Origin of the sequence: Chroococcidiopsis sp. SAG 2025, assembly GCF_032860985.1 — a bacterium.
GTDB lineage: Bacteria > Cyanobacteriota > Cyanobacteriia > Cyanobacteriales > Chroococcidiopsidaceae > Chroococcidiopsis.
Genome location: NZ_JAOCNC010000001.1, coordinates 2,649,359 through 2,672,212, shown reverse-complemented (window position 1 = coordinate 2,672,212; position 22,854 = coordinate 2,649,359). Strand labels below are relative to the sequence as shown.

Annotated in this window: 17 protein-coding genes; 9 read left to right on the top strand and 8 right to left on the bottom strand. The window is 45.5% G+C overall.

The genetic code is table 11. From position 1 onward, the window contains the following. Positions 1-16 precede the first annotated feature (16 nt). On the bottom strand, positions 17-1,180 hold the full coding sequence (locus tag N4J56_RS12960; RefSeq protein WP_317106826.1) for an efflux RND transporter periplasmic adaptor subunit: 1,164 nt from the start codon (positions 1,178-1,180) through the stop codon (positions 17-19). A gap of 271 nt (positions 1,181-1,451) precedes the next feature. Between N4J56_RS12960 and N4J56_RS12955 the strand changes: the two genes are divergently transcribed. The 4 genes from N4J56_RS12955 (at position 1,452) to mnmE (ending at position 7,539) form a co-directional block, all read left to right on the top strand. Further along, positions 1,452-2,885 (top strand): sensor histidine kinase, encoded by a 1,434-nt coding sequence (locus tag N4J56_RS12955; protein ID WP_317106825.1) that lies wholly within the window; start codon positions 1,452-1,454, stop codon positions 2,883-2,885. Positions 2,886-2,978: 93 nt separating this feature from the next. Further along, complete coding sequence (locus tag N4J56_RS12950; protein ID WP_165587757.1) at positions 2,979-3,155, top strand: hypothetical protein; 177 nt, start codon at positions 2,979-2,981, stop codon at positions 3,153-3,155. 570 nt (positions 3,156-3,725) lie between these two features. After that, positions 3,726-6,005, top strand: coding sequence for a GumC family protein (locus N4J56_RS12945; RefSeq protein ID WP_317106824.1), 2,280 nt, complete (start codon positions 3,726-3,728; stop codon positions 6,003-6,005). A 154-nt stretch (positions 6,006-6,159) separates the two neighbouring features. After that, positions 6,160-7,539: a tRNA uridine-5-carboxymethylaminomethyl(34) synthesis GTPase MnmE gene (mnmE, locus tag N4J56_RS12940; protein ID WP_317106823.1), complete on the top strand. Its 1,380-nt coding sequence runs from the start codon at positions 6,160-6,162 to the stop codon at positions 7,537-7,539. Between the two features lie 115 nt (positions 7,540-7,654). Here the strand turns inward: mnmE and N4J56_RS12935 are convergent, their stop codons facing one another. After that, a complete protein-coding gene (locus N4J56_RS12935; protein WP_410500490.1) occupies positions 7,655-9,190 on the bottom strand; it encodes a SagB/ThcOx family dehydrogenase in 1,536 nt (511 codons plus the stop codon). Positions 9,191-9,383: 193 nt separating this feature from the next. Here N4J56_RS12935 and surE point away from each other — a divergent pair, with 193 nt between their 5' ends. The 3 genes from surE to cobT all read left to right on the top strand — a co-directional run bounded on the left by surE (position 9,384) and on the right by cobT (position 11,994). Beyond that, positions 9,384-10,064 (top strand): 5'/3'-nucleotidase SurE, encoded by a 681-nt coding sequence (gene surE / locus N4J56_RS12930; RefSeq protein ID WP_317106821.1) that lies wholly within the window; start codon positions 9,384-9,386, stop codon positions 10,062-10,064. 125 nt (positions 10,065-10,189) lie between these two features. Beyond that, complete coding sequence (locus N4J56_RS12925) at positions 10,190-10,888, top strand: DUF2232 domain-containing protein (protein WP_015154978.1); 699 nt, start codon at positions 10,190-10,192, stop codon at positions 10,886-10,888. Positions 10,889-10,896: 8 nt separating this feature from the next. Beyond that, entirely contained in the window at positions 10,897-11,994 is a 1,098-nt protein-coding gene (gene cobT, locus N4J56_RS12920) for a nicotinate mononucleotide-dependent phosphoribosyltransferase CobT (RefSeq protein WP_317106820.1), read from the top strand. Positions 11,995-12,017: 23 nt separating this feature from the next. On the opposite strand, the gene N4J56_RS12915 is transcribed toward cobT, so the two are convergent. Beyond that, complete coding sequence (locus N4J56_RS12915; protein ID WP_015154976.1) at positions 12,018-12,389, bottom strand: hypothetical protein; 372 nt, start codon at positions 12,387-12,389, stop codon at positions 12,018-12,020. Between the two features lie 436 nt (positions 12,390-12,825). On the opposite strand from N4J56_RS12915, the gene N4J56_RS12910 reads away from it, so the two are divergent. Then, positions 12,826-13,461, top strand: coding sequence for a phycobiliprotein lyase (locus tag N4J56_RS12910; protein WP_317106819.1), 636 nt, complete (start codon positions 12,826-12,828; stop codon positions 13,459-13,461). 4 nt (positions 13,462-13,465) lie between these two features. Next, positions 13,466-14,632 (top strand): extracellular solute-binding protein, encoded by a 1,167-nt coding sequence (locus N4J56_RS12905; RefSeq protein WP_317106818.1) that lies wholly within the window; start codon positions 13,466-13,468, stop codon positions 14,630-14,632. 90 nt (positions 14,633-14,722) lie between these two features. Here N4J56_RS12905 and folP read toward each other — a convergent pair whose 3' ends face one another. The 5 genes from folP to N4J56_RS12880 form a co-directional block, all read right to left on the bottom strand. Continuing rightward, positions 14,723-15,577 carry a dihydropteroate synthase gene (gene folP / locus N4J56_RS12900; protein WP_317106817.1) on the bottom strand — a complete coding sequence of 285 codons (855 nt, stop codon included), beginning with the start codon at positions 15,575-15,577 and terminating at the stop codon, positions 14,723-14,725. A 189-nt stretch (positions 15,578-15,766) separates the two neighbouring features. Next, positions 15,767-16,492: a triose-phosphate isomerase gene (gene tpiA / locus N4J56_RS12895; RefSeq protein WP_317106816.1), complete on the bottom strand. Its 726-nt coding sequence runs from the start codon at positions 16,490-16,492 to the stop codon at positions 15,767-15,769. A 303-nt stretch (positions 16,493-16,795) separates the two neighbouring features. Beyond that, a complete protein-coding gene (locus N4J56_RS12890; RefSeq protein ID WP_317106815.1) occupies positions 16,796-18,169 on the bottom strand; it encodes a hypothetical protein in 1,374 nt (457 codons plus the stop codon). 54 nt (positions 18,170-18,223) lie between these two features. Continuing rightward, positions 18,224-20,521, bottom strand: coding sequence for a glycosyltransferase family 2 protein (locus tag N4J56_RS12885; protein WP_317106814.1), 2,298 nt, complete (start codon positions 20,519-20,521; stop codon positions 18,224-18,226). Beyond that, positions 20,518-22,533, bottom strand: a complete 2,016-nt coding sequence (locus N4J56_RS12880) for a cellulose biosynthesis cyclic di-GMP-binding regulatory protein BcsB (protein WP_317106813.1) — start codon at positions 22,531-22,533, stop codon at positions 20,518-20,520. Before N4J56_RS12880 ends, N4J56_RS12885 begins: the two co-directional genes overlap by 4 nt. Positions 22,534-22,854: the final 321 nt, after the last annotated feature.

The window sequence follows — 22,854 nt, the reverse complement described above, 5'->3', positions numbered from 1 at the left end:
AAGACACTAACTGCTGTTATTTCACGTCAATTTTCACGTCTACCTGTAAATTGGTCAGAGCTGCTACTGTTTGGCGATCGTCCAAAAGCACTCTCACTTCTACCACCCGTGCATCGGCATTAGCCGCCGGATCGTCATCGAGAACGTTATTTTTAAAGATCTGCCAGCCAATTTCCGAGACTTTTCCAGTTATTGGTTTAGCAAAAGCACCATTACAACTGGTAATCGTTGCCTTTTGCCCGACTTTTACCAACCCCACATCAGATTCATACACCTCAGCCACGGCATACATCCGGCGCGTATCTCCCATTTCCACAATCCCATCATCGGCGATCGCCTCCCCAGGATAGGCAAAAACCCGTAGAATTCTCCCAGTTCTGGGAGCGCGAATAATTGTCCGCTGCAACCGTGCTTCGGCTAATTCCAGATTTTGTGCTGCCGATCGCGCTGCCGCTTGGACTTGCGTTAATGGTAGATTTGCTTGCTCTGACTTCAGTTGAGTCTCAGCATTGCCTAGATTCGCTTTCACGGCATTTTCCAGCCGAATCAAGGATGCTTTGGCGTTGTTGAGTTGTTCCTGCAAGCTACGTGTCTGACTGACTTGCCGATCTAATTCTTGCTTGGCGATCGCGCCTTCTTGATAAAGGTTTTGGTTGCGTTGTAAGTCAGTTTGTGCTAAAGCTAACTCTGCTTCTATCTGCCGAACAGTTGCTCTTTGCGCCTCTACCTCAAAAGTTCCGGGGCGATCGACCTGTTGAATTCGCGTTTGAGCTTCTTTGATTTGGGCTTGAGCGTATGCAGTTGATGCTTTTAGCCTCTCCTGCGCTTCAGCTAATTGACTAGCAGCATAATTTCTTTCCGCCAGCCTCTCATCGTAACTTTCTAAATAAGCAATAATCGCCCCTACCTTGACAAAGTCGCCGCGTGAGACTAGTAATTTGCCAATTCGTTCGCCATTAGGACCACTGACGCGAATTGCTTCCCCTTCCGGTTCTAGTCGTCCGAGAGCAACAACTGTTACCTTTTGAGGTAGAGGTGCAGGAGTCTGAGATGCTGTTGGTTTAGCTCGGTCAGAATTTCTTAACTGAGTAACTCCGACACCAATTAAACCGAGCGCGATCGCCCCCGCAGTCACACCTATAATCCAACCCCGTCTGGGCTTTAACTCCTTGAAAATCATAATCTCGACATCCGCCGATGTAATTTGTTTTAGCGTTCCCTCTTTACTACCTCAACAGTGACAACAACCTCTCTTATCGAGCTAATCGCCATGCTACTACCGACATACTTCGCAGTCCATTATTTCTGACTCGTAGTTTATAATTTGTCATTTGTATGAGTTGTTGGTAATGGGTAATAGGTAATCGGTAGTTGGTAGTTACTCCTCTGCTTCCTCTGCTCCCCTGCTCTCTTCCTCCTGCTCCCTACTCCCTGCTCCCTGCTCCCTATTTATGTTCCAAACCACTCGTCGCCGATTAGCACTTTGGTATACAGCCGTTACTGCTATCCTACTGCTCCTATTTGCCAGTGGGATGTATTGGTACGTCCGTAATACCCTGATCGAACGGATTGACGATACCTTAAATCATGTCGTAGAAATTGTGGGGCGATCGCTGGTCATCGAACCAATTTCCCCAGAAAGTGGACAACGGTTAAATATTGAAGCTTCTTTTCGAGATAATGCCGATACAGTTGATGACGATCGCATCGATTTAGAATGGTTTAGCCCTACTGGAGAACTACTCTGGTCAACCTTTACGGAACCTTTAGATATTCCCCTACATCCCAACCGCACGGGTGAAACTGTTCAAATTAGCCACCATCAAGATGTAGAAACTCCCTCACTCCTCACTCCTCACTCCTCACTCCTCCTCAGACAAGTTACCGAAAGAATCCAAATTGGAAGACAAGTTTTAGGATATTTGCGCGTCAGTCATCCTTGGTTTGAAGTTACTAAACCAAGTCAGCAACTCGCTTTCGATTTAATTTTGGGTATTGGATTGATGCTCGTATCCGTAGCGCTTTGCGGTTGGTTTCTTTCGGGAAAAGCAATGGAACCGGTCAAAGATTCTTACCAACGCTTAAAACAATTTACTGCTGATGCTTCCCATGAATTGAGAAGCCCGATCGCTTTAATTCAAACTAACGTCCAAGTCGCTTTAGCAGAATTAGATTCAGCCGGAGGACAAGGCGCAGGCTCTTTAAAATACGGACAACAATTAAAAGTAGTAGAACGATTAACTAAACGCCTCGGTCGTCTCGTAGATGACTTATTATTTCTAGCGCGTCAAGATAGCGGGATCGTTCAACCACAATTTTCTGCCTGTCCTTTAGATGCACTGTTAATGGAAGTAGTAGAAGAACAGCAATTCGCCGCAGCAGAAAAGAAGATCAAAATTTTCCTAGATTTAACCGCACCAACGGAGACAGAAACCGAAGATGATTGGTTTACCCTCCAGGGAGACTGGAATCAACTAGCACGATTATTTACAAACTTGATTGGTAATGCTATACATTACACCCCAGAAGGTGGTGAAATTCGGGTCGAGCTACAACATATCTCTACTAACAAAGAACTTTTTTCCTCGCCCCTCACTCCTCGCTCCTCGCTCCTCTCTTCTCGCCTTCAAGTCAAAGTTAAAGACACGGGTATTGGTATTCCCGAAACTGCTTTACCTCACTTATTCGATCGCTTTTATCGCGTCGATCCTGCTCGGACTCACGCGACAGCATCACAAGCAGTACAAGCATCAACAGGTTCGGGATTGGGTTTAGCAATTGCGGCTGCGATTGTTGCCAACCACCAAGGACAAATTACTGCCGAAAGTACTCTCGGACAAGGTACTATTTTTACCGTCACTCTACCCGCAAGTGGTGATGCGTAAATCAAGCGTGAGAAAAATTTTATCTCCCGACTTCACAGCTTATTCACTTTCTTGTCCTATTTGTGAGACAAGAACAGCTTGGAGGACAGATTCATGAGCGACTTAGAGCAGAACGTCTTCAACGTACTCCAACGCCATCCTTTCTGTAGTGCGGTACTAGTTGCTTATAAGCTTGAGTTACCCATAGCTAAAGTTCAAGCTACCATGAACCAACTCACAGATCGTGGCATTCTCATTCCACAGTGCAGCAACCATAACTCGTTTCGATAATCTTGTCTCGATAGTCTTGTCTCGATCGCATAGCAGCGATCGCTTCCGTATTTTTGCGATCGGTGAAAGTACGTGCAGATAATTTCTTAACTGTGAAAGTCGTAAAAATTTGGCACGATCGCGATCGCTTTTATAATTTTTTCGATCGAATTTAAGTGATGCTTTTTTAAGCTCCTGTACCTTTGGCTTATATTTGCGAGTTGTTCGGCTCGCTTCATTATTTTTTGTAATTATTCTCGATTTATTTCCTTATTAGATGAAACCCCGTTTAATGCAAGAAACTAGTAAGAAATTCAAGCTGCTTGTCCGAAATTTTACTTAATGTTTATAATCATGGGACAAAATATAAAATTTCCATAAATCCTCGATCGATGTGTAGTATAAAAGAAGACTAACCAATATAGGTTGGTTTGCTAGACGTTCGTGTTGATAAATGGTTTTCATCAAATATTAGCTAGATTTCCTAGCAGTAAATATCTATATATATCACTGTACGCCCTCATAGGATAAAGTTTATTCAAACTTAAAACTACGAGTGCATTATGAGTAAACAATAAGTGGAAACCCAGAATGGAGACTAAAAACCATCTTCAGAAATTGTTAACTGAGAGCAATAGTCCTCAAAGTCAGGCTTTACCTTTGGCATCTAAAGCACAGCTACAAGAAGGTGATGAAGGTGGTTTAAACATAGGAAAGTTAATTGCCGCAGTTCAAAGAAGAATGCTTGTAGTTGCGAGTGTAGCAACCACAGTTGCAGCCGCGGCAGTAGTTTATGGTTTACTAAGTAAACCAGTCTATGAAGGCAAATTTGATTTACTGCTCGAACCTATAACTGCTGAGAATAAGCTATCAATATCTCCTCTCAACGAAATCAAAACCGAACAGAGAACTATTAATGAAACTGAAATTAAGGTATTACAGAGTCCAAAAATCATGACTCCTGTTGCCAAGCAAGTATTAACGCAGTATCCAAATACCGATCTGACCAAGCTCAAGTTTGAACGACTGCCAAATACTAATATTATTTCAGTAACTTACCGAGATCCAAATCCAGAAAAAATTAAGTACGTAATGGATCTTCTTTCTAAAGCTTATTTAGTTTATAGCTTAGAAGAGCGTCGGTCTGACGTGCGAATGGGACTTCAATTTATCGAGGAACAGTTACCAAAGTTACGACAGCAAGTTGAATCTTTACAAGAAAGACTCCAAACATTTCGACAAAAATATGACTTAATCGATACGGAAGGGCAAGGTAGACAGCTAACCGATCGACTGAATCAAATAACACTGCAACGGCGAGAAACGCAGACTCAATTAGCCAGAACTCGCGCCCTCTACAATGCATTGCAGCAGCAGTTACAAATGCGATCGCCAGAAGCAGCAGTCGTCACAGCCTTGAGTGAAGCACCCCGCTATCAAGCATTGTTAAACCAACTGCAACAGATCCAAACCAGGATTGCCGTTACAGCAGCGCAATATCGGGAAGATAGTCCTACAGTTCAGGCACTGCGATCGCAGGAACAAAATCTACTCCCCTTGGTAGAACAGGAAAGAAGAGCCATCTTAGGCAAGAATATACAAGTATCAAGACAACTGCCAGCCTTTGCCTCTACCAATACTATTCGCCAGCAACAAACACAGCAACTTTTAGAGGCGGCTAACCAGATTCAAACCTTAGAGGCAGAAAATAAAGCGCTGACTCAAGCCGATATTGTATTAAGACAGCAGGTCAAGCAATTTCCTGCCCTGGCACGCCAGAATGACGATCTCGTAGGGCAATTAAAAATTGCTTCCGAAAACTTAAATCAGTTTTTAACTAAGCGCGAAGCATTACGCATCGATTTGGCACAGAAACAAGTGCCTTGGCAACTGATCACGCCTCCTACTGACCCTGCAACTTCTTCATTGAGCCTGAAACGTAATTTAATGTTGGGGGCAGTCATGGGTTTATTGACAGGTATTGCAGTGGCATTGCTGATTGAAAAATTCAGCAATGTGATTCATACGCCTGAAGAAGTAAAAGATTTAACCCGATTGCCACTACTGGGAGAAATTCCCCTGAAAAAAGACACTAGTTCGGTTAAAGCTGGCGTTACCGAACTCGTAAAATCTATCAATCCGATCGCAAAATCGAGCCAACAAAAGCCACAAACTCAACAGCAAACTATGGCTCAGTTTTGGGAATCTTTGCGCTCTTTGTACACGAATATTCGCTTTCTGGGTTTCGATAAGCCGATCCGATCTTTGGCTGTCATTTCTGCTGCTGCGGAAGAAGGAAAATCTACCGTGGCACTCCATTTAGCTCAAACAGCCGCCATGATGGGTCAGAGAGTGCTACTAGTGGATGCAGATCTACGCAATCCTAACATTCACAAACGCTTGGGTTTAAGTAACACCGTTGGCTTAAGTAATGTCATCGTGAATGACATCAATTTTCAAGATGTGTTGCATCGAGTCAATTGCGAACCAGTCGCAGTCAAGAATAGCGATCGCGCCGAACTCTCTGTCAGCAAGACATCGTTAGAAGTGGAGAGTTTGTATGTTTTGACAGCCGGACAAATTCCACCCAATCCTGCTCATTTGCTCTCATCTCACAAGATGCAAAACCTAGCAAAACAGTTTGAATCTGCTTTCGATCTGATCGTATACGATACGTCGCCACTATTAGGACTAGCAGATAGCAACCTCCTCTCTGCCCATATAGATGCGAGTATTTTAGTCGTAGGTATGGGTAAAGCTCATCGTTCGGCGCTGGCAAAGGCATTAGAAAGCTTAAAAATTGTCGGTAGCCCTGTCATTGGTGCAGTTGCTAACGGAGTGACGACAAGCTACAAGAGCGCCTACTACTAAGAAGCCAGAAGTCGTAGGGGCAGGTTTTTTGCCGAAGAACCGGGCTGGTAGTTCAGACAAAAATGTAGCGGTTCTGATTTGATTACAATAAATTTGTAGGGGCGCACAGCTGTGCGCCCCTGTATGTGTTGTCTGTTGCATGTTACGGCGATAAATGTCTGATTCGATCGCATCGTCTACTATTGCTGCCATTGCCACTGCGGTAGTACCGCAACAGGGTAGCGTAGGTATTGTCAGAGTCTCGGGAAATGAAGCGATCGCGATCGCTCATCATCTATTTTACGCCCCTGGAAAACAAGCCTGGGAAAGCCACCACATTCTCTATGGCTACATTCGCCATCCCCAAACACAGCAACTCGTGGATGAGGCGTTATTGCTAATCATGCAGGCTCCACGTTCCTATACCCGAGAGGATGTGGTCGAGTTTCACTGTCATGGTGGAATTATGGCAGTACAGCAGGTATTGCAGTTGTGTTTGGAAGGAGGAGCCAAACTAGCGCAGCCAGGAGAATTTACACTTAGAGCATTTTTAAACGGACGCTTAGACTTAACCCAAGCCGAAAGTATAGCCGATTTGGTCGGGGCGCGATCGCCGCAAGCAGCGCAGACAGCTTTAGCAGGTATACAGGGAAAATTAGCTCACCCAATTCGTCAATTACGAACGAAATGTTTGGATGTCTTAGCAGAAATTGAGGCAAGAATTGACTTTGAGGAGGATCTACCACCATTAGATGAAACACTAGTTCGAGCAGAACTAGCCCAAATTGGGGTAGAAGTCAGCAAAATTCTGGCTACAGCCGATCGAGGCGAATTATTACGCACGGGATTAAAAGTGGCGATTGTCGGTCGTCCGAATGTAGGTAAATCGAGTTTGTTGAATGCTTGGAGTCGTAGCGATCGCGCTATTGTCACCGATTTACCTGGTACGACTCGCGATGTGGTAGAGTCTCAACTCGTTGTGGGAGGAATTCCGATTCAGGTATTAGATACAGCCGGAATTCGCGCCACGGAAGATCGAGTCGAGAAAATGGGAGTCGAGCGATCGCTTTCTAGCGCTCAAGCCGCCGATTTAGTTTTATTGACAATTGATGCGGCGGCGGGATGGACTCAGGCGGATGAGGAAATTTACCTTCAGGTGAAACACCGTCCGTTAATTTTAGTTATTAACAAAATCGATCTTGCGGTGGTTGAAACAGTGAATTATCCAGCCGAAATTACTCAGGTAGTGACAACGGCTGCTGCTTGCGATCGCGGTATAGATGCTTTAGAGCAAGCAATTTTGGCAAAGGTACGATCGGGAAAGGTAGATTCTGCCAATCTAGATTTAGCAATTAACCAGCGCCAAGCCGCCGCGCTAATCAGAGCGCAAACTTGCTTAGAACAGGTACGAGAGGCGATCGAACAGCAGTTACCTCTAGATTTTTGGACGATTGACTTACGCGGCGCAATTCAAGCTTTAGGAGAAATTACTGGTGAAGAAGTCACGGAGTCAGTGTTAGATCGGATTTTCAGCCAGTTTTGTATTGGAAAATGAATAAAAGAATTCTTCATTTTTGACTTAATTTCTGTATGGGCGGGTTTAACCGCAAAATTATTTGTTCTAGTGTTAGGTATCTTCAAAAAACCCGACCCTACGACTTTTAACTTTTTTATCTCGGTCTTCCCAGCGTCGTAACGTAAAGTACGGCTTCGTCAGTCGGAATGCCAAGAACTTCGTTAACGCGATCGTCAAAAAAGCCACCGATACCGCTTACACCTAAGTTGAGACGAATAGCGGCTAAATTCAGTTTTTGTCCTAAATGTCCTGCATCCATGTGTAGGTAGCGATAAACGCGATCGCCATAGCGTGCTACAGCTTTTTTCAGATCTGCGGTGTGAAAGAGGACGGCGGCTGCATCCCGACCGAGTTCTTGTCCTAAGCAGAGGAAGTGCAATTCGCGTCGAAAGTTTTTAAATCGAATTTGCCGCAATTCTTGGGCTTTTGGTGCGTAGTAGTAGCAACCTTCTTCTAAGCCCGTGACTCCAGATACGGCAATAAATGTTTCAATTAAGCTTAAGTCGAAATAGTCTGGATCGCCATCAAATCCTCGATCGACGTAATGCTGAGGTTGATAGGTGAAATCTAACAAGACCCTTAACTCATCTATTGTGAGTTCAGCACCAGTATAAGCACGAGTGGAGCGACGTTCGAGTATTGTCGTCTCCAACCCGACTAAATTTATTCCCCAATCTATCGGGTTAGTTCTAGTTGAAACTTTCAAACAAAAAGGAAAGTTATATTTATCTTCTAAATTAGTGACTTCCTGTTGCTCCTGGCTTTTCACTACTGGTGCTTCGTCTATTTGCGTTGCTCGATGGCAGTAAGCCAGTAATTCGCCGTCAGGAATTTCGGGATACTCAACTTGGGTAGCAGATGGTAAGGCTGTGCAACTGAGAGGTAATTTGAGAGGTAATTGCTGTACTGCCAAATCTATTAATGGAACGACTGCGATCGCTCCTTCTTGTTCTGGGTCGAGATATAGTATTTGGTTGACAGATGCATCAATAAATCCACCAACTAAGTAGGGACGGAAGTTAGTCAAAGCACCAGCCAGTTCAATATTACCTAGCAGGTGTCCTGTATCTAAAAATATGCGACGATAGGCGCGGTCTTGGTAGCGCCAAGCCGAACGGTAGAATATAGCGGTCGAGATCAGGACAATTTCGCTGCTTTCTAAAGCTGGATGTTGAAAACAGGCTGCTTGCAGGTCGCCCCAAACGTCACTTTCCCAAAACTGAGTGAGAGAATGAGTCAGCGGGTGATAGTTGTAAAGTCCGGCTGGAATGAGTGGCGTACCGCGAGAAATCAGATAAACTTCGGCTGGATATAACCCACCAGCAGAGGGAGCAGAGCGGAGATAGAGCGGCTGCCCCATCATAGTTGGAACTTTGGCGGTGATCCCGTAGCTATACAGTAAAAGATGAGACAATCGCTGCCACCAAGCAATCCCTGGAATGACTGCTGAAGCCTCTGCATCTGCTTGTAGGTATGGTTTGAGATCGAAAACCGTACCGATTTTATACTCTTTAAATGGCGACGGTTGCTTCGACCAATCCAACCCCTGACCTTTAGCAGCAATCGTCTCAGGGTCGTATTTCGTGCGTTCGTGGTAGTATTGGGCGATCGATCCGTACTGTTCTGGCATAGCCATCTGGCAGAAGTTTTCCTTTCTTCAATCTTTGCACTCCAAGAGGCGATCGCATTCATTCCTGCATTTTAGTTTAGTTACTGCTCAAAATCGTGGCGATCGCTTTCATCTAACATAGCTATGATGCAGCTATACTAGGCGATCGCTGGCTATTATTCGCAAAAATAAGTATAAATTATAACTTTAGGCTATGACTTTAATTTTAACTAACGACGATGGAATTGACGCGCCAGGAATTCGGGCATTGCAAAAAGCCGTGGCTGGGTACAAAGTCATCGTCGCTGCACCCAGAGATCATTTATCTGGCTGCGGACATCAAGTCACCACAACTCAAGCAATCCACGTTCATCGTCGCACCGAAAACGAGTATGCGATCGCCGGAACTCCCGCCGATTGTACCCGCATAGCCCTAACATACATTTGTCAAGATGTCAAATTCGTGCTTTCCGGGATCAATGCTGGAGGTAACATGGGGGCTGATGTCTACATTTCAGGAACTGTTGCAGCCGTCAGAGAAGCAGCATTTCAAGGAATTCCCGGGGTGGCAGTTTCCCACTACCGCAAAGGCAAACGCAATGTAGATTGGGATACTGCGGCAAGGTGGACGGCGAAAGTCTTAGCCGATCTACTCGATCGTCCGCCAGAACCAGGCACGTTTTGGAACGTAAATTTGCCGCACTTACTACCAGGAGATCCCGATCCAGAAGTGGTGTTTTGCGAACCTTCAACTCAACCGCTACCAGTCAATTATCGGATCGAAGGAGATAACTTTTATTATGCAGGGGAATATGCCCAACGCGATCGCGCTCCTGGTACGGATGTCGATGTCTGTTTTTCTGGCAAAATCGCCGTAACTCTATTGAGGCTTTAAGAGTTTTATCTCGCGCAAAGACGCAAAGACGCAAAGCATTCTTAGCGCCTTTGCGTCTTTGCGTGACACTAAAAACTGAACCCATTACCCATTCGATTAGACTGGAAGAAGTTTCAGACACGTACATGAGCGATCCCCATTCATTTCAGGAAAACCCATCTAGCGATCTTACGACTTCACAGCAATCGGAGCGATCGCCTGGGAAATCTGCCCCACCACTGGCAATGGTGGAAACAGCTTTTCTTGCGAGTACAGCCAGCTTGATCTATTTCATTAATTTTTATTTTCCCCTCGGTCCCCTGCTGCGGATTTTCTTTGCTATCCCTGTAGCGATCGTCTATTTACGATGGAGTGCGAGGGCGGGATGGATGGCGGCTGGAGTTTCTGGGTTGCTGCTAGCAGTGTTGATGGGTCCAATTCCCAGTTTGCTGTATGTTATGCCCTATGGGGTGATGGGAGTATTATTAGGCGCTGCTTGGCGGCGGCGATCGCCTTGGATTGTCTCAGTTGCTTTAGGAACTCTTTTAGGCGCGATCGGTTTCTTCTTTCGCTTTTGGTTAATGTCGATTTGGTCTGGTCGCGATCTCTGGGTTTATCTAATTGTAGAAGTCACGGAGTTGGCAGAGTGGATTTTTGACAAGCTGGGACTGTTGCTACAACCGAGTATGCTGGTGATTCAAGTCTTAGCGCTAGCACTGGTTTTAGTCAGCAATTTAGTTTATTTATTTGTCGTTCACCTCGTTGCTTGGTTACTCCTCGATCGCCTTGGTAACCCAATTCCCCGTCCGCCCCGTTGGGTACAGGTTTTAATGGACTATGAGTAAGGAGTTAAATGATCCGAATTTACACCCAATTAAAACAGGGGCAAGCGTGGATAGAACGGTATCGGGGTGGTTCTCCCGCGTTTGCTTGTGTTTTGGGGTTTACGGCAACAGGCTTAATTCCCGGGATTTCGGCAGCTGGTCTGACTCCTGAAGATCGACAATATACGGCGATCGCGGATGCTGAATTTTTAGCACGCGGTCCCCAGCCTCAGCCGCAGAATGCCTTACCTCCCTTGCCTGCGGGGGCTTCTCCTGTGGCGATCTCTCGTGCTGTTGTGGAGAAATTGAATATTCCTCTCTATTTATTTAATGCGGGGCTACCCAAACCGCCAACCGTACCGACAATCGATTTGGGCGGGACTCCTGCCAAGTGTTTGAGTCAAGGGAGCGCATTGCCACTAGCAACGGTAAAACATTTACTGGAACAAGGTTTAGTTTGGGGAGAACGTCTTGGTAGAAGTTCCCACGACTACCTAATTATTGGCGAGTGTGTCGTGGGTGGAACCACAACGGCACTCGCTATCTTAACTGGTTTGGGTGTTGATGCTGCTGGTAAGGTAAATAGCAGTCATCCGATTTGCAACCATAACCAAAAATGGGAGTTAGTCCAAGCAGGGTTGCAGCGTGCTGGACTGTGGGAACGGATACCTGTAGCAGATCCTGGCGTACTCATAGCAGCGGTGGGAGATCCGATGCAAATTGTTGTCGCTGGAATGGCGATCGCTGCTAGTCGCACAAAAGGAGTTATCTTAGCTGGTGGTACGCAAATGCTAGCTGTTTATGCCTTAATGCAATCTGTAGTCAAGGCATATCATCTCAAGTGGCATTCTGAAGCTGTTGTTGTAGGAACTACTCGCTGGGTAGCGGAAGATCCGACAGGGAAAACAGTTGAACTCGCTGCCAGTATAGATACTGTAACGCTTTTGTCAACTGAGCTGAGTTTTGTAACTTCCAGATATACTCAACTTCGCGCTTACGAGCAAGGTTACGTAAAAGAGGGTATGGGCGCAGGTGGTTGCGCGATCGCCTCCTCTGTCACAGCTGGCTGGAGTCAGACTCAACTCCTACAAGCAATCGAAGCATTGATGGCAAGAATGAATTACTAAGTCGTAAGTCACTACTGACTCAATTAGTGAATTCTCCGTGCTAGTAATTGTTCTTCTAAAGCAGCTATCCGATTGTAGGCTGCGGTTAATTGTGCTGTGAGCCGCTGAATTTGAATTTCGGGCGCTAATTCCTTTTCGCCACTGTGGAGATGGGTATCTAACTCGTTGCTATCTAATAGCACGTCTTTGTGTTCCATCACCGATCTGGAAGCGCTATAGCTATTATTTCCATAGCGTCCGTTAGCTTCTCCCATCACATCTGTTGGCGCTGATGTTGGAGTTAAACGACACTCTGTGAGAGCGGAAGAGACTTGACTGTTGAGTCGATCGACTACCTGATAAAGGGTATCGACTTTATTACTCAAGATCAGGACTTGTTTTTGAAGTGGTTCCATTGAATACCCTCTATGCCTGCCTTTACTGATTCTTATATGCTATGCAACAATTGGGCAAAGTTTACCCTACTTATCAATCATTTAACTTTTGACAAAATTGCTTTTAAAGCGATAGCTTTCTCAGAATATTTACATAAAAGTAAATACTAATTGGTAGTGTTATTCTCGCTAATATGTATTTAGTTTAAGCATAAAAGAGGATTTAAGGAGGGCGATCGCTGTAATGCTACATTTTTCTCAATTTCAGCCTCAAATTGTCAATATTCCAGGTAGCGATCTATATAATCGACCAAGAAAAAATTCACAATTCATCTAGAGCAGTCACAGCACTCAATATACTCAATGTATTAACTTAGAAGCATTAGTTTAGTCACATGCATAAATCTTCTATCCAAGGGAAGAGATTGAGAACGTAACGCATCATACTGAGAAAAAAATGCTAAATTTTGAAGAGTTTTTTACTGTTTGCGTGGGCAAATGGAAAATTGAACGAACTTATCATTATCTACTAGCAGGGCAGGTAGAAAAGTCGTATACCGAATATGATGTATCTACCCTAGAATTAGCGCAAAAGCAGCAAATTCTCTCTATTTCTGCCTTAAATGGAATTAAAGTCGATCTAGCAAGAGTTGACGCAAATAGTTCATTACCAGGATTTGCGATCGCCTTTAACACTCGTTCGGAAACTGGGGAAACTCTATCAATGAGCCTGCAAGCTTTATTCGTACCCGATACCTGCGTTACCTCAGATACGGTAATTCGGGAAATTCCTCCACCAACAGCCGCCGCAGTTGATTCGACAGCAGAAACGATTCGGGGGTTTTATTTACGAGATGAAGGCTATTCCGAAGCAGGAGCGATCGCCGGACGTTTCACTTACCAACCCACGCGCCAAACTCTAGAAATGACAACTTACTACAAGCGTTCTGTAGCAGTGGATCAGATGCGCATTGTCACCCCCGATTTACGCTTGCGTACCATCATTACCTACCAACGCCCTGCCAATATAGAAGAACCACCTAGTATTATCGATTTGGTTGGTTTCGGGGTGGAACGGAAGCAACCAGCTTAAGGAAATGGATCGTAGGTCGTTTTTATTCAGTACGGGAACGCTATTACTCAGTCAGTTACTCGCAGGGTGTAACACCCAAGAACGAGCCAAACTGCGCGTACAATTACTCAAAGGTTCGCTTCCCAATCAAGTCTTGCAGAAATTTCGGACAAAGATGCAGCAGACTGCTAGTCTAGAATTCGCCTCAGTGGAACAACTGAGTAGCCTATTCGATCGCTTGCAATCTTGGCAGCAAAACAATCAAAAGCCAATAGAGGAAGATTGGCGATCGCAACTTCCCCTACCTTCATGGCTTAAACCTCAAAATCCAAACCCTGCTAACTTAGTAACTGTGGGCGACTACTGGCTTGCAGCAGCAATTAGGCAAAATCTAATTCAACCCTTAGATCCGACACAACTATCTCAATGGTCGCAGTTACCGAATCGATGGCAAGAATTGGTCAGGCGTAACAAAGCAGGACAATTTGACGCAAAAGGCAATGTTTGGGCTGCTCCCTACCGTTGGGGTTATACTGTCATTGCTTACAATCGAGATAAATTCCAGTCTTTAAACTGGAAACCGCAAGACTGGGGCGATTTATGGCGAGAAGAACTGCGCGATCGCATTTCCCTACCGAACCATCCCCGCGAAGTTATCGGCTTAACGCTCAAATACCTCGGCAGATCGTATAACACGGAAAACCCGAGCCAAGTTCCAGATTTAACCGCCCAGTTGAATCGCCTCCAGCCGCAGGTCAAACTTTACAGTTCAGATACTTATTTGCAGCCATTAATTTTGGGAGATACGTGGTTAGCTGTAGGCTGGTCAAACGACATCATACCTGTGATGCAACGCCACCGTCAGATTGCAGCGGTAATTCCACAGTCTGGAACTTCACTGTGGGCAGATCTCTGGACAAATCCGATACAAGCAAACAGCGATCGCGCTTTAGAATATCAATGGATTGATTTTTGCTGGCAACCCCAGATCGCTCGACAAATTCTCCTCTTAGGTAGGACAAATTCACCGATTCCTCTCCAGATCGATCCCGACAACATTCAAGCAGAGCTGCGCCCTCTCCTAGTACCAAATGATAATATTCTGGACAAGAGCGACTTTTTACGCCCCCTAACTCCAGATGCAATTCAGCAGTATCAAGCTTTGTGGCAGGGAATGAGAGAGAAATCGTAAAGTCAAAAGTCAAAAGTCAAAAGCCGGAAGTCGAGAGCGATAAACGGTAAATGCTCCCTCAGCTCTCTTTTCTCCCTCGCTCCTCGCTCCTTACTCCTCACTTCTAAACAAAACATCAGCCACACGACAAACATCATGCATTTCTTTGACATCGTGGACGCGCACAATATCTGCACCGTTAGCGATCGCCCCGCAACAAGCTGCTGCCGTTCCCCAGACTCGTGCTTTCGGGTCGGGTTGCTCTAAAATATGACCGATGAAACTTTTACGCGATGCTCCGACTAATATGGGGCAATTGAGAGCGCGAAATGCTGACAAACGACGCAGAATTTCGATACTTTGATGGTATTTCTTGGCAAAACCAATCCCGGGATCGATAATAATTCGATCTGGGTTTATCCCAGAGGCGATCGCATTTGCAACGCGACTTTCAAGAAACTGATAGATTTCCCTAATTAAATCCTCGTAATCCGTCAGTTGTTGCATTGTTTGCGGCGTACCGCGCATGTGCATAAGTACAATTGGTACGCCCAGTTTTGCCACCGTAGCCAGCATTTCTAGGTCAAACACTCCTCCAGAAATATCGTTCACTATATCTGCTCCAGAGGCGATCGCCGCCCTAGCTACAGCCGCTCTAGTCGTATCTACAGAGATCGGCACGGAAATCGCAGGACGCAACAATTGCACTACCGATAGTACCCGCTCTAATTCTTCGGCTACAGGCACTTCTACCGCCCCTGGTCGGGTTGACTGCCCGCCAATATCGATAATATCTGCACCCGCTGCTACGAGGCGCTGCGCTTGTTCTAAAGCGGCGTTGGGGTTATTAAACTCACCCCCATCGCTAAAACTATCAGGCGTGACATTCAGCACCCCCATAATATAGGTACGCTTGCCCCACTCAAAAGTGCGATCGTGAATCACCAAAGAATTGTGGACAACCATTTCTCTTAAAAACTTTTGAGGAACGCCCCTACAAAACGCAAAAATCCTTCCTATCTTCGCGCCTTCGCGTCTTTGCGTGACATTAATCTGGTCAATTACAACCCAAACGTTAGGTTAGGGCGGGTTTAACCGCAAAAATGTTTGTTATCGTACAGTCATCCTCAAAAAACCCGCCCCTACGATACGACACTATTTGTAATTGACGATCCGCGCAAAACCATCTGGCTCCAGACTCGCACCCCCAACCAACGCACCATCAATTTCTGGCTGTGCCATAATTTCGTCGATGTTGTTGGGTTTTACAGAACCACCGTATTGAATGGGGACATCAGGATTGCTCAACTGAGTGCGAATCAAACCGATAACGCGATTGGCTTCCTTGGCTTCACAAGTATCGCCCGTACCAATTGCCCAAATTGGTTCGTAAGCAATGACCAAGTTGTGCTGGTCGATATCCACCAAATCTTTTTGCAACTGCATAGAAATCAGGGATTCAGTTTCGCCTGCATCCCGTTGTTGCTTCGATTCACCTACACATAAAATTGGGGTCAGACCGAAACTTTGAGCTGCCTTCAGCCGTAAATTTACCGTTTCATCGGTTTCACCAAAAAACTGCCGTCGTTCGCTATGTCCGATAACAACATAACGCACGCCAACTTCTAGCAGCATGGGAGCAGAGATTTCACCCGTATAAGCCCCTGACGCTTCCCAATGGACGTTTTGCGCTCCTAGCTGTACTCTCGTACCGTGCATATTCTTCGACATGATGCTTAAGTCCGTAAAAGGAACGCACAACACCACTTCTCTTTCTGGAGGAGTTTCCACCAGGTACGGCAAAAATCCTAGTAAAAACTCTTGGGATTCTGCCTGGGTCTTGAACATTTTCCAGTTGCCAGCAATAACTATTTTCCGCACGGGCGATCGATCTTTCCTAATGACACTACAAATCGTTTACACCAGTTTACAGTGACCAGTGACCAGTGACCAGTTATCAAAGAGTTGGGAGTCATAGGGGCGGGTTTAGCGCCGAGTTTAACAACCACTGCCAAAAATCTGCGTTCAAAACCCGCCCGTACCGGAGTCAAAGAGTTGGGAGTCGTAGGGGCGGTTTAGCGCCGAGTTTAACAACCACTGCCAAAAATCTGCGTTCAAAACCCGCCCGTACCGGAGTCATTGTGAAAAAGCACAAATTGCGAATTGCGAATTGAATTGTCTCCCTTATCCCCCAATCCTCCCAGGAAGGCTCGAACTTTGGAGCCGATCGCGACTTCCAGGCGGGTTGAATTGAGAGACTGATTGGAGAGCCAATAGCGCTTCACCTACCGTATAAAGGCTAAACTGATTGATGTTTTGTGCCATAAACTCTGCATGGTTGACAAAGGGATTGAGGAATGCATACATGGCTTTTTCTTCCTTCAATTTTGCTGATAATCTAACCAAGCAAGCGTATGTAGGAATTTCCGCCTTTTGTGGAATGACTGGTTCTCCGTTGCGCCCGTAATAATATGTATTGAGATTGGGCATTCGTGCTAAGGCAAAGCGGATGACTCGCTGTCCGACTTCCGGCGCTTCCTCCACGGCTCTCTCTGCTACAGTACAAGTATTAGCTAGCTTCACGACATCATTGGGAGAGAAAATCGCTAGTTGTTTGAGTTCTGGTACTAGGGTCAACACTTCTGGTTGAATGATGTCATACAACAATCCTGAAGGGGTTGCTGCTTCGCGAATTGTGGCGTAAGATTTTTGCGCCACTGACTTTAACGTGCGATCGCCCGTCACTTGAGCGACAATTTTTAATAAATCTGGGTCGTAGCCGACGAGAAAGGAGTTATTGGCAAAGGCGCGGGTTTGCAAGTTAAAATAGTTGCGAATTAACCATTTATCGTGGTCTATTTGAGCGTGACGGGTATATCCTTGCAAAATCGACATTGCCAGTTGGCGATCTGTTTCATCTCCTAATGTTTGGCTACCCAGCCACAAACTTTCTGCCAAGCGTAAAGCTTCTGTCGTCCCCGATGCATCGGCAGGCGCACCATCGCGATAACGCCAAAGCACAAAACCTTTCGTGTAGGGGTCTGATTTTTTATCGATTATCAAGTTACGAGTGGCAAAATCCCGCAAGGGAAGATACAGTCTAGAGTCTTTTTTTCCAGCTGCATAGTAAAGGATTTGGCTCAAGTCTACCGTATAGACATAGCCATCAGGTCGCGCTCCTTGTGCTTTCGCCATCAGCACTTGCAACTGTTGGTAAAGTCGCTCTTCTAGCTGCTGGAGGACTTGCTCATCTACTGGAGTTGTCTTCACCGTTCTGGGGATAGCAGCAGTGGTTGACGTAGCAGTTTGAGTGATGTCTTCTACTGTTTTCGTATTGTTGGTAACAACTTCAGGCGACTGGAAAGCACAACCTGAAAGTATTGTTAGCAGAGATATAATTATCCCCGTCAAGAGGGTAGGACAAGGAGACAATGGGGAGAAGAGAGCTGAGGAGGCTGAGGGGGAATAATTATTTTTGACTCCCGACTCCCGACTTCCAACTCCCGATTTCCAAATCTTATTTAAATCAATTTTATTAACCTTTTTATATTTTATCATAGTCCGCTAGCGCGATCGCCTTCCTCTGATTTTTGCAACGATTGGGCGAGCCGATTACTCGGAAAATTGTAAATATGTTTTGGTAAATTTACTAAGTCCATGAATAGTTTTTTCCCAATAATAAGGTTTGGCAAACAATTGCCATAAAGCCAGATAAGCGGCTATGGAATGGAACTGCCAATATAAAGGATTGAGCAACGCATACAATAAAAGTTTATAGTAGCGTCGCCGAAATACTGCAATCATATTCAAATATATACCTAAAGCATTGCTAATACTAAGATTAAATAAAGAAATATATAAAACCCACCCAGGAATTAAATTTTCTAACCAATAAGCACGGGTGGCGAGCCAGTAAATCAACAATACCCACAAGATCGGACTAATTAGAAAAATCAGCACCGTGCCTCCAATTAAAAATTGGTAGGCAAGCCAGCTTTTTAAGCCTAGTTTCCGTAGCGATTTAAGTGGGGCGCGATTGTGGACTAACCATGTTTGCATGTAGCCTTTAATCCAGCGCGATCGCTGCCGAACCCAGTTTTTAAATTCGCAGTTAGCTTCCTCATAAGTCGTGGAGTTAATCACCCCTACCGTATATCCTCGCTTGCTGGCACGAATTCCGAGATCTGCATCTTCGGTGACGTTAAAAGGGTCCCAACCGCCTAATTCTCGCAGGCGATCGGTACGAAAATGATTGCTCGTTCCCCCCAGGGGGATCGGTAGCCCTAAAGTTTCTAATCCTGGTAATAGATAGTCAAACCAATAGGAATATTCTAAGGTAAACATCCGCGTCAAAAAATTTTCATCGCGGTTATAGTAATTGAGCGCAGCTTGGACGCAAACTAAATCCGGCGAACCATTTCTAAAGGCATAAATTGCTTTTTTCAGTTGGTCGGGATCGGGAATATCTTCAGCATCGTAAATAGTTAAATATTCTCCTCTGGCAAAGGAAAGACCGTAGTTGCAAGCTTTTGGCTTGGTTTTTGGATGGCTGTCGGGAATGTAAATAAAACGAATATAGCGTGGAGGGTTAGCAGCTTGGGCAGCGTTAATTGTGGCTAAATCCTTTTCTTCTAACAAGAGTAGAACATCGAGCTTTTCATGCGGATAGTCGAGTTTACTGAGGGCATCAATTAAAATTGGTGTCACCTCTGGTTCGTTATAAACTGGGACTAAAACAGTATAGGTTGGCAAAGTTTGCTCGTCGATCGAATTCACTTCTACTTTAGTAATTTGGTGAGTGCGATCGGCGGCTCCAATTAAACTCAAAATCAATTTGAACATCACCGCGCCGCCAAAGAAAATATTCAAGGCGGCGATTAAAAATGCTAGCGTATGCCACCAGTCAAATGCCAAACCCCATAAAACTATGGCAAATAAGATATAGCCAACAGCAATTTGAGCGGGGGTAAAAACCCTTGCCGCAGAGTCTTTAGGCGATCGCGCCATGAGTTGGTAAATGGCACGGCGGCTGAATTCTTGACGATAACAGGTATCGAGCATTCGCGTGATATCGTTTTCCGTTCCCAACACTTTAACCAGTTCCACCCCGGGAAATTGAGCGTAGATCGCAGCTTCTACAACCAGATCGAAGGGGTCTTGTACCAAAACCATGAGGGCGTGCGGCTTCACCCAAGCCAAGGGGATGAAGCGATCGCCCATCATCACTTGCGGGTCAAAGCGTTGCATGAGTTTTAAGTCGATTTGCCTAATTCCCGCCCCAGCTAAGCGAGAAAAAATGCTCAAACCTGTTAGTAGAGAAAGGACTTCTACATAGTCAATTGGTCGCAAATAATTCAAGCGCGGTAGAATTTCTCCCAATGGCGATCCGGTACGCTGTTGAATTGCTTGGGCTTCCTGCCATTGTGCTACCGTCAATCTACCCTTGTCGAGTAGTTCCGCAGCCAGGTTTTCCTCAAATACCAAGCTGAAAATTTGGTTTTCGGTAGCGAGAACTTCGTAGATTTTGACCTGCGACCAATGGCTGCGGATCGCTTGCCTAATCGCAATATTATTCGGTTCTTCTACGGCTACAACCAGGGTATTGCTGTCTTGCCAAGCGCAGGGAAAAAAACCTAACTCCCGCAAGTACGCTGGCTCAAAAGTTTTGGCAATACTAAAGTCTAGGACGCTGCCAGAGACGACTAACCAATCTGTTAGTAAGATGTGTCCGCTAATAGTGCCGATCAGGTGCAAAAACTCTGCCTGTGTCAGAAAATTCAAGCTCCATAAGGCTTTACCTAAAGAACAAGAAATTTTTGCTTGTAAATCGATCGCCTTTTGTAATTGTTCCGAGGTCAGACAACCCGACTCTAGAAGTTTAGCCTCAATTTGGGGTTGAAAATCCCTCATAGTTTTTTAGCTTTTTCAACTGGATTAGCGGCTGTAGCTGTAGCACCAGGCGATCGCCCGACGCGCTGATAAATTCGCCAAGCAACGAATCCCCCCAAGATCAAACCAACTACAATTAAAGGGTTGACGTAACGCTGCCAGAAAATTTGCCAGCTTCTCGCCCCTGGGTAGTTAACTTGCAGAGTGCGATCGCCCAAATCCCAAATTTGAACTCGTCGCGAGTCGGTGGCGGTGACGACGTTACCATCTAATTGGCTGGCTAACAAAGTGCGCGGGTCGCCCAAAGCTTGTCCTAACTGTTCTGCCATCGCTGGCTCTAGCCCCCACCAACTCAACCACAGGGTCGGTGTATTTTGATAGTTAAAATATTGGAGAATGCCAAACGGATCTGTAGGTTGAGCTTGCAGTAACAGCTTTTGATTGACGGGGTTGAAAATTTCAAACGTGCCTTCATTCAGCCTTACTGGTGCTGGGAGAGCGTGAGTTTGAGGCGCGATCGCCATGAGTCTCCACGTTGGGGGTCGGTCGAGTTGATCTTTGGGTAAATTCGACCAATCTTGAACTGATGCCGCATCTACTAGTTGAGGAAACACTGGTTGCTGCCCCAAGCGACTAATCGCTCCCAACAGATAAGCTGTTGCAGCTAGTAATGAGGGTCTAGAAGTATCAATGACTAACTGCCCCGGTTGCAAAAACACATGGGGCAAATCGCTTAAAGTCCCCGTCGGACCTTGGTAGCCACTCCAACTCAAAAACGATTCCCGATCGAGTTGAACGATCACTTCACCCGTGGGTTTGTTTTGCCCACCTCCTTCGTTGGGAGCATAGGCAAACATCACTTCTAGATTATTCGTCCGCTGTAGTAGGTTAGTCGGCAAAGCCAAAGTTGTTTTCAGAACGGTCTTATCTTGAAGATTGTAAGACTGGATTAAGGTATTGTTAAGATAAACTTGCGCGGTGAGGCGCTCTCCCTGCTGTCCGTAGGTAGGGGTAAAAGTGGCATTCAAGACGAGATCTAAATTTTGCGGTCTTCCCCCCAGTTGAGCTAAGTCGAATTGCAAGGGCATTGATTGCGTTCCCGCAGACATGCGAATGACGCTGTTGCGAACGCCAAGTTCTTGAAACGAACGGCTTTGGATATTGGTTCTCGGTCTAAAGGTATCGACGCTCTCTAGCGTCAATCCCCGCCCTACTAAAGCTGGCTGATAAAAGTCTGCGGCTAGAGACTGTACGGCTCTGGGATTTGCCCGCACCCGCAACACAGAACCCCGCCGCTCGACATCAGGACCGTTTGGGTCGTTGTGTAACACAACTTGCGCTGAACCAGGCGTAGCAGGAGCTGTACCCCAACGCCAAAAGATCGGAATTTGATATTCGCGAAACTGGTAGGCTAAGACGCTGTACAGCCACAAGGCAACTTCGGCGCGATCGCGATTCAGCTGGTTGGGAACGACGAGATCGATTTGTTTGTAGAAAGACTTGAAGAAGCCATCAATACTATTATCGGTATACTGTGGCGTAATTTGGAAAAAACTATCTTTATTGACTTTTAAAAATAGATTACCTGTAGGTATGTCTCGGCGGGTATCGTTGGTGATGAATAAATAGGGCTGGATCGATACATTAATATACGATTCTCCCGGAGGCAGAGACGGTATAGGTAGTTTGACAACCGGATTTGCTAGCAGCGATTTGACAGAAACGACCTTCATCGGTTCGCCATAGACGAGCAACCGCACGGAAGAATTCTCATTGAGTACCGATGAGGGTTCCAGCTTTAGCTCCATGAAACTCTTACTAGGGTCAAGTCCACCTCTGGGCGCGGGAACGCTAATTTCAACTTCTGGATTTACTCCGCTCAGGACGATTGAACGATTATAACCGAGCGTTTTTAGGGAAATGACTTCTGCTGATTGGGCTAGCACGGCAGGAGCAACTCCCATACACAAGCACAAAGGCGCGATCGCGCTTAGCCCTAATTCGATCGCAGTGCGGCTATTTTTCCTATTCAAGACTTTTCTCCTATCGGTCGCACAATCTCTCACAAAATTTTTAATTTTCGCTAATTTTCGATCGGTTGGCACGATCGCCTGTTGATTTTTTGTATGTTTTATCAGTTAAGAAACACTACTCATAATGGCTTGTCTCAATCGACATAAAGTTATATAAAAATAATTTTAATAAGTTGGACAAGTGGCTTACAATATGGGTTTGCAACCGAGTAACAAGCAATTCAGCTATTAAATAATAAATAGGCAGTCAAAGCAACTACCCAAATATAACAATCTCACTGCGTTTGCCTCGACCGAGCGATCGCCTTCCTTGAATCTGTA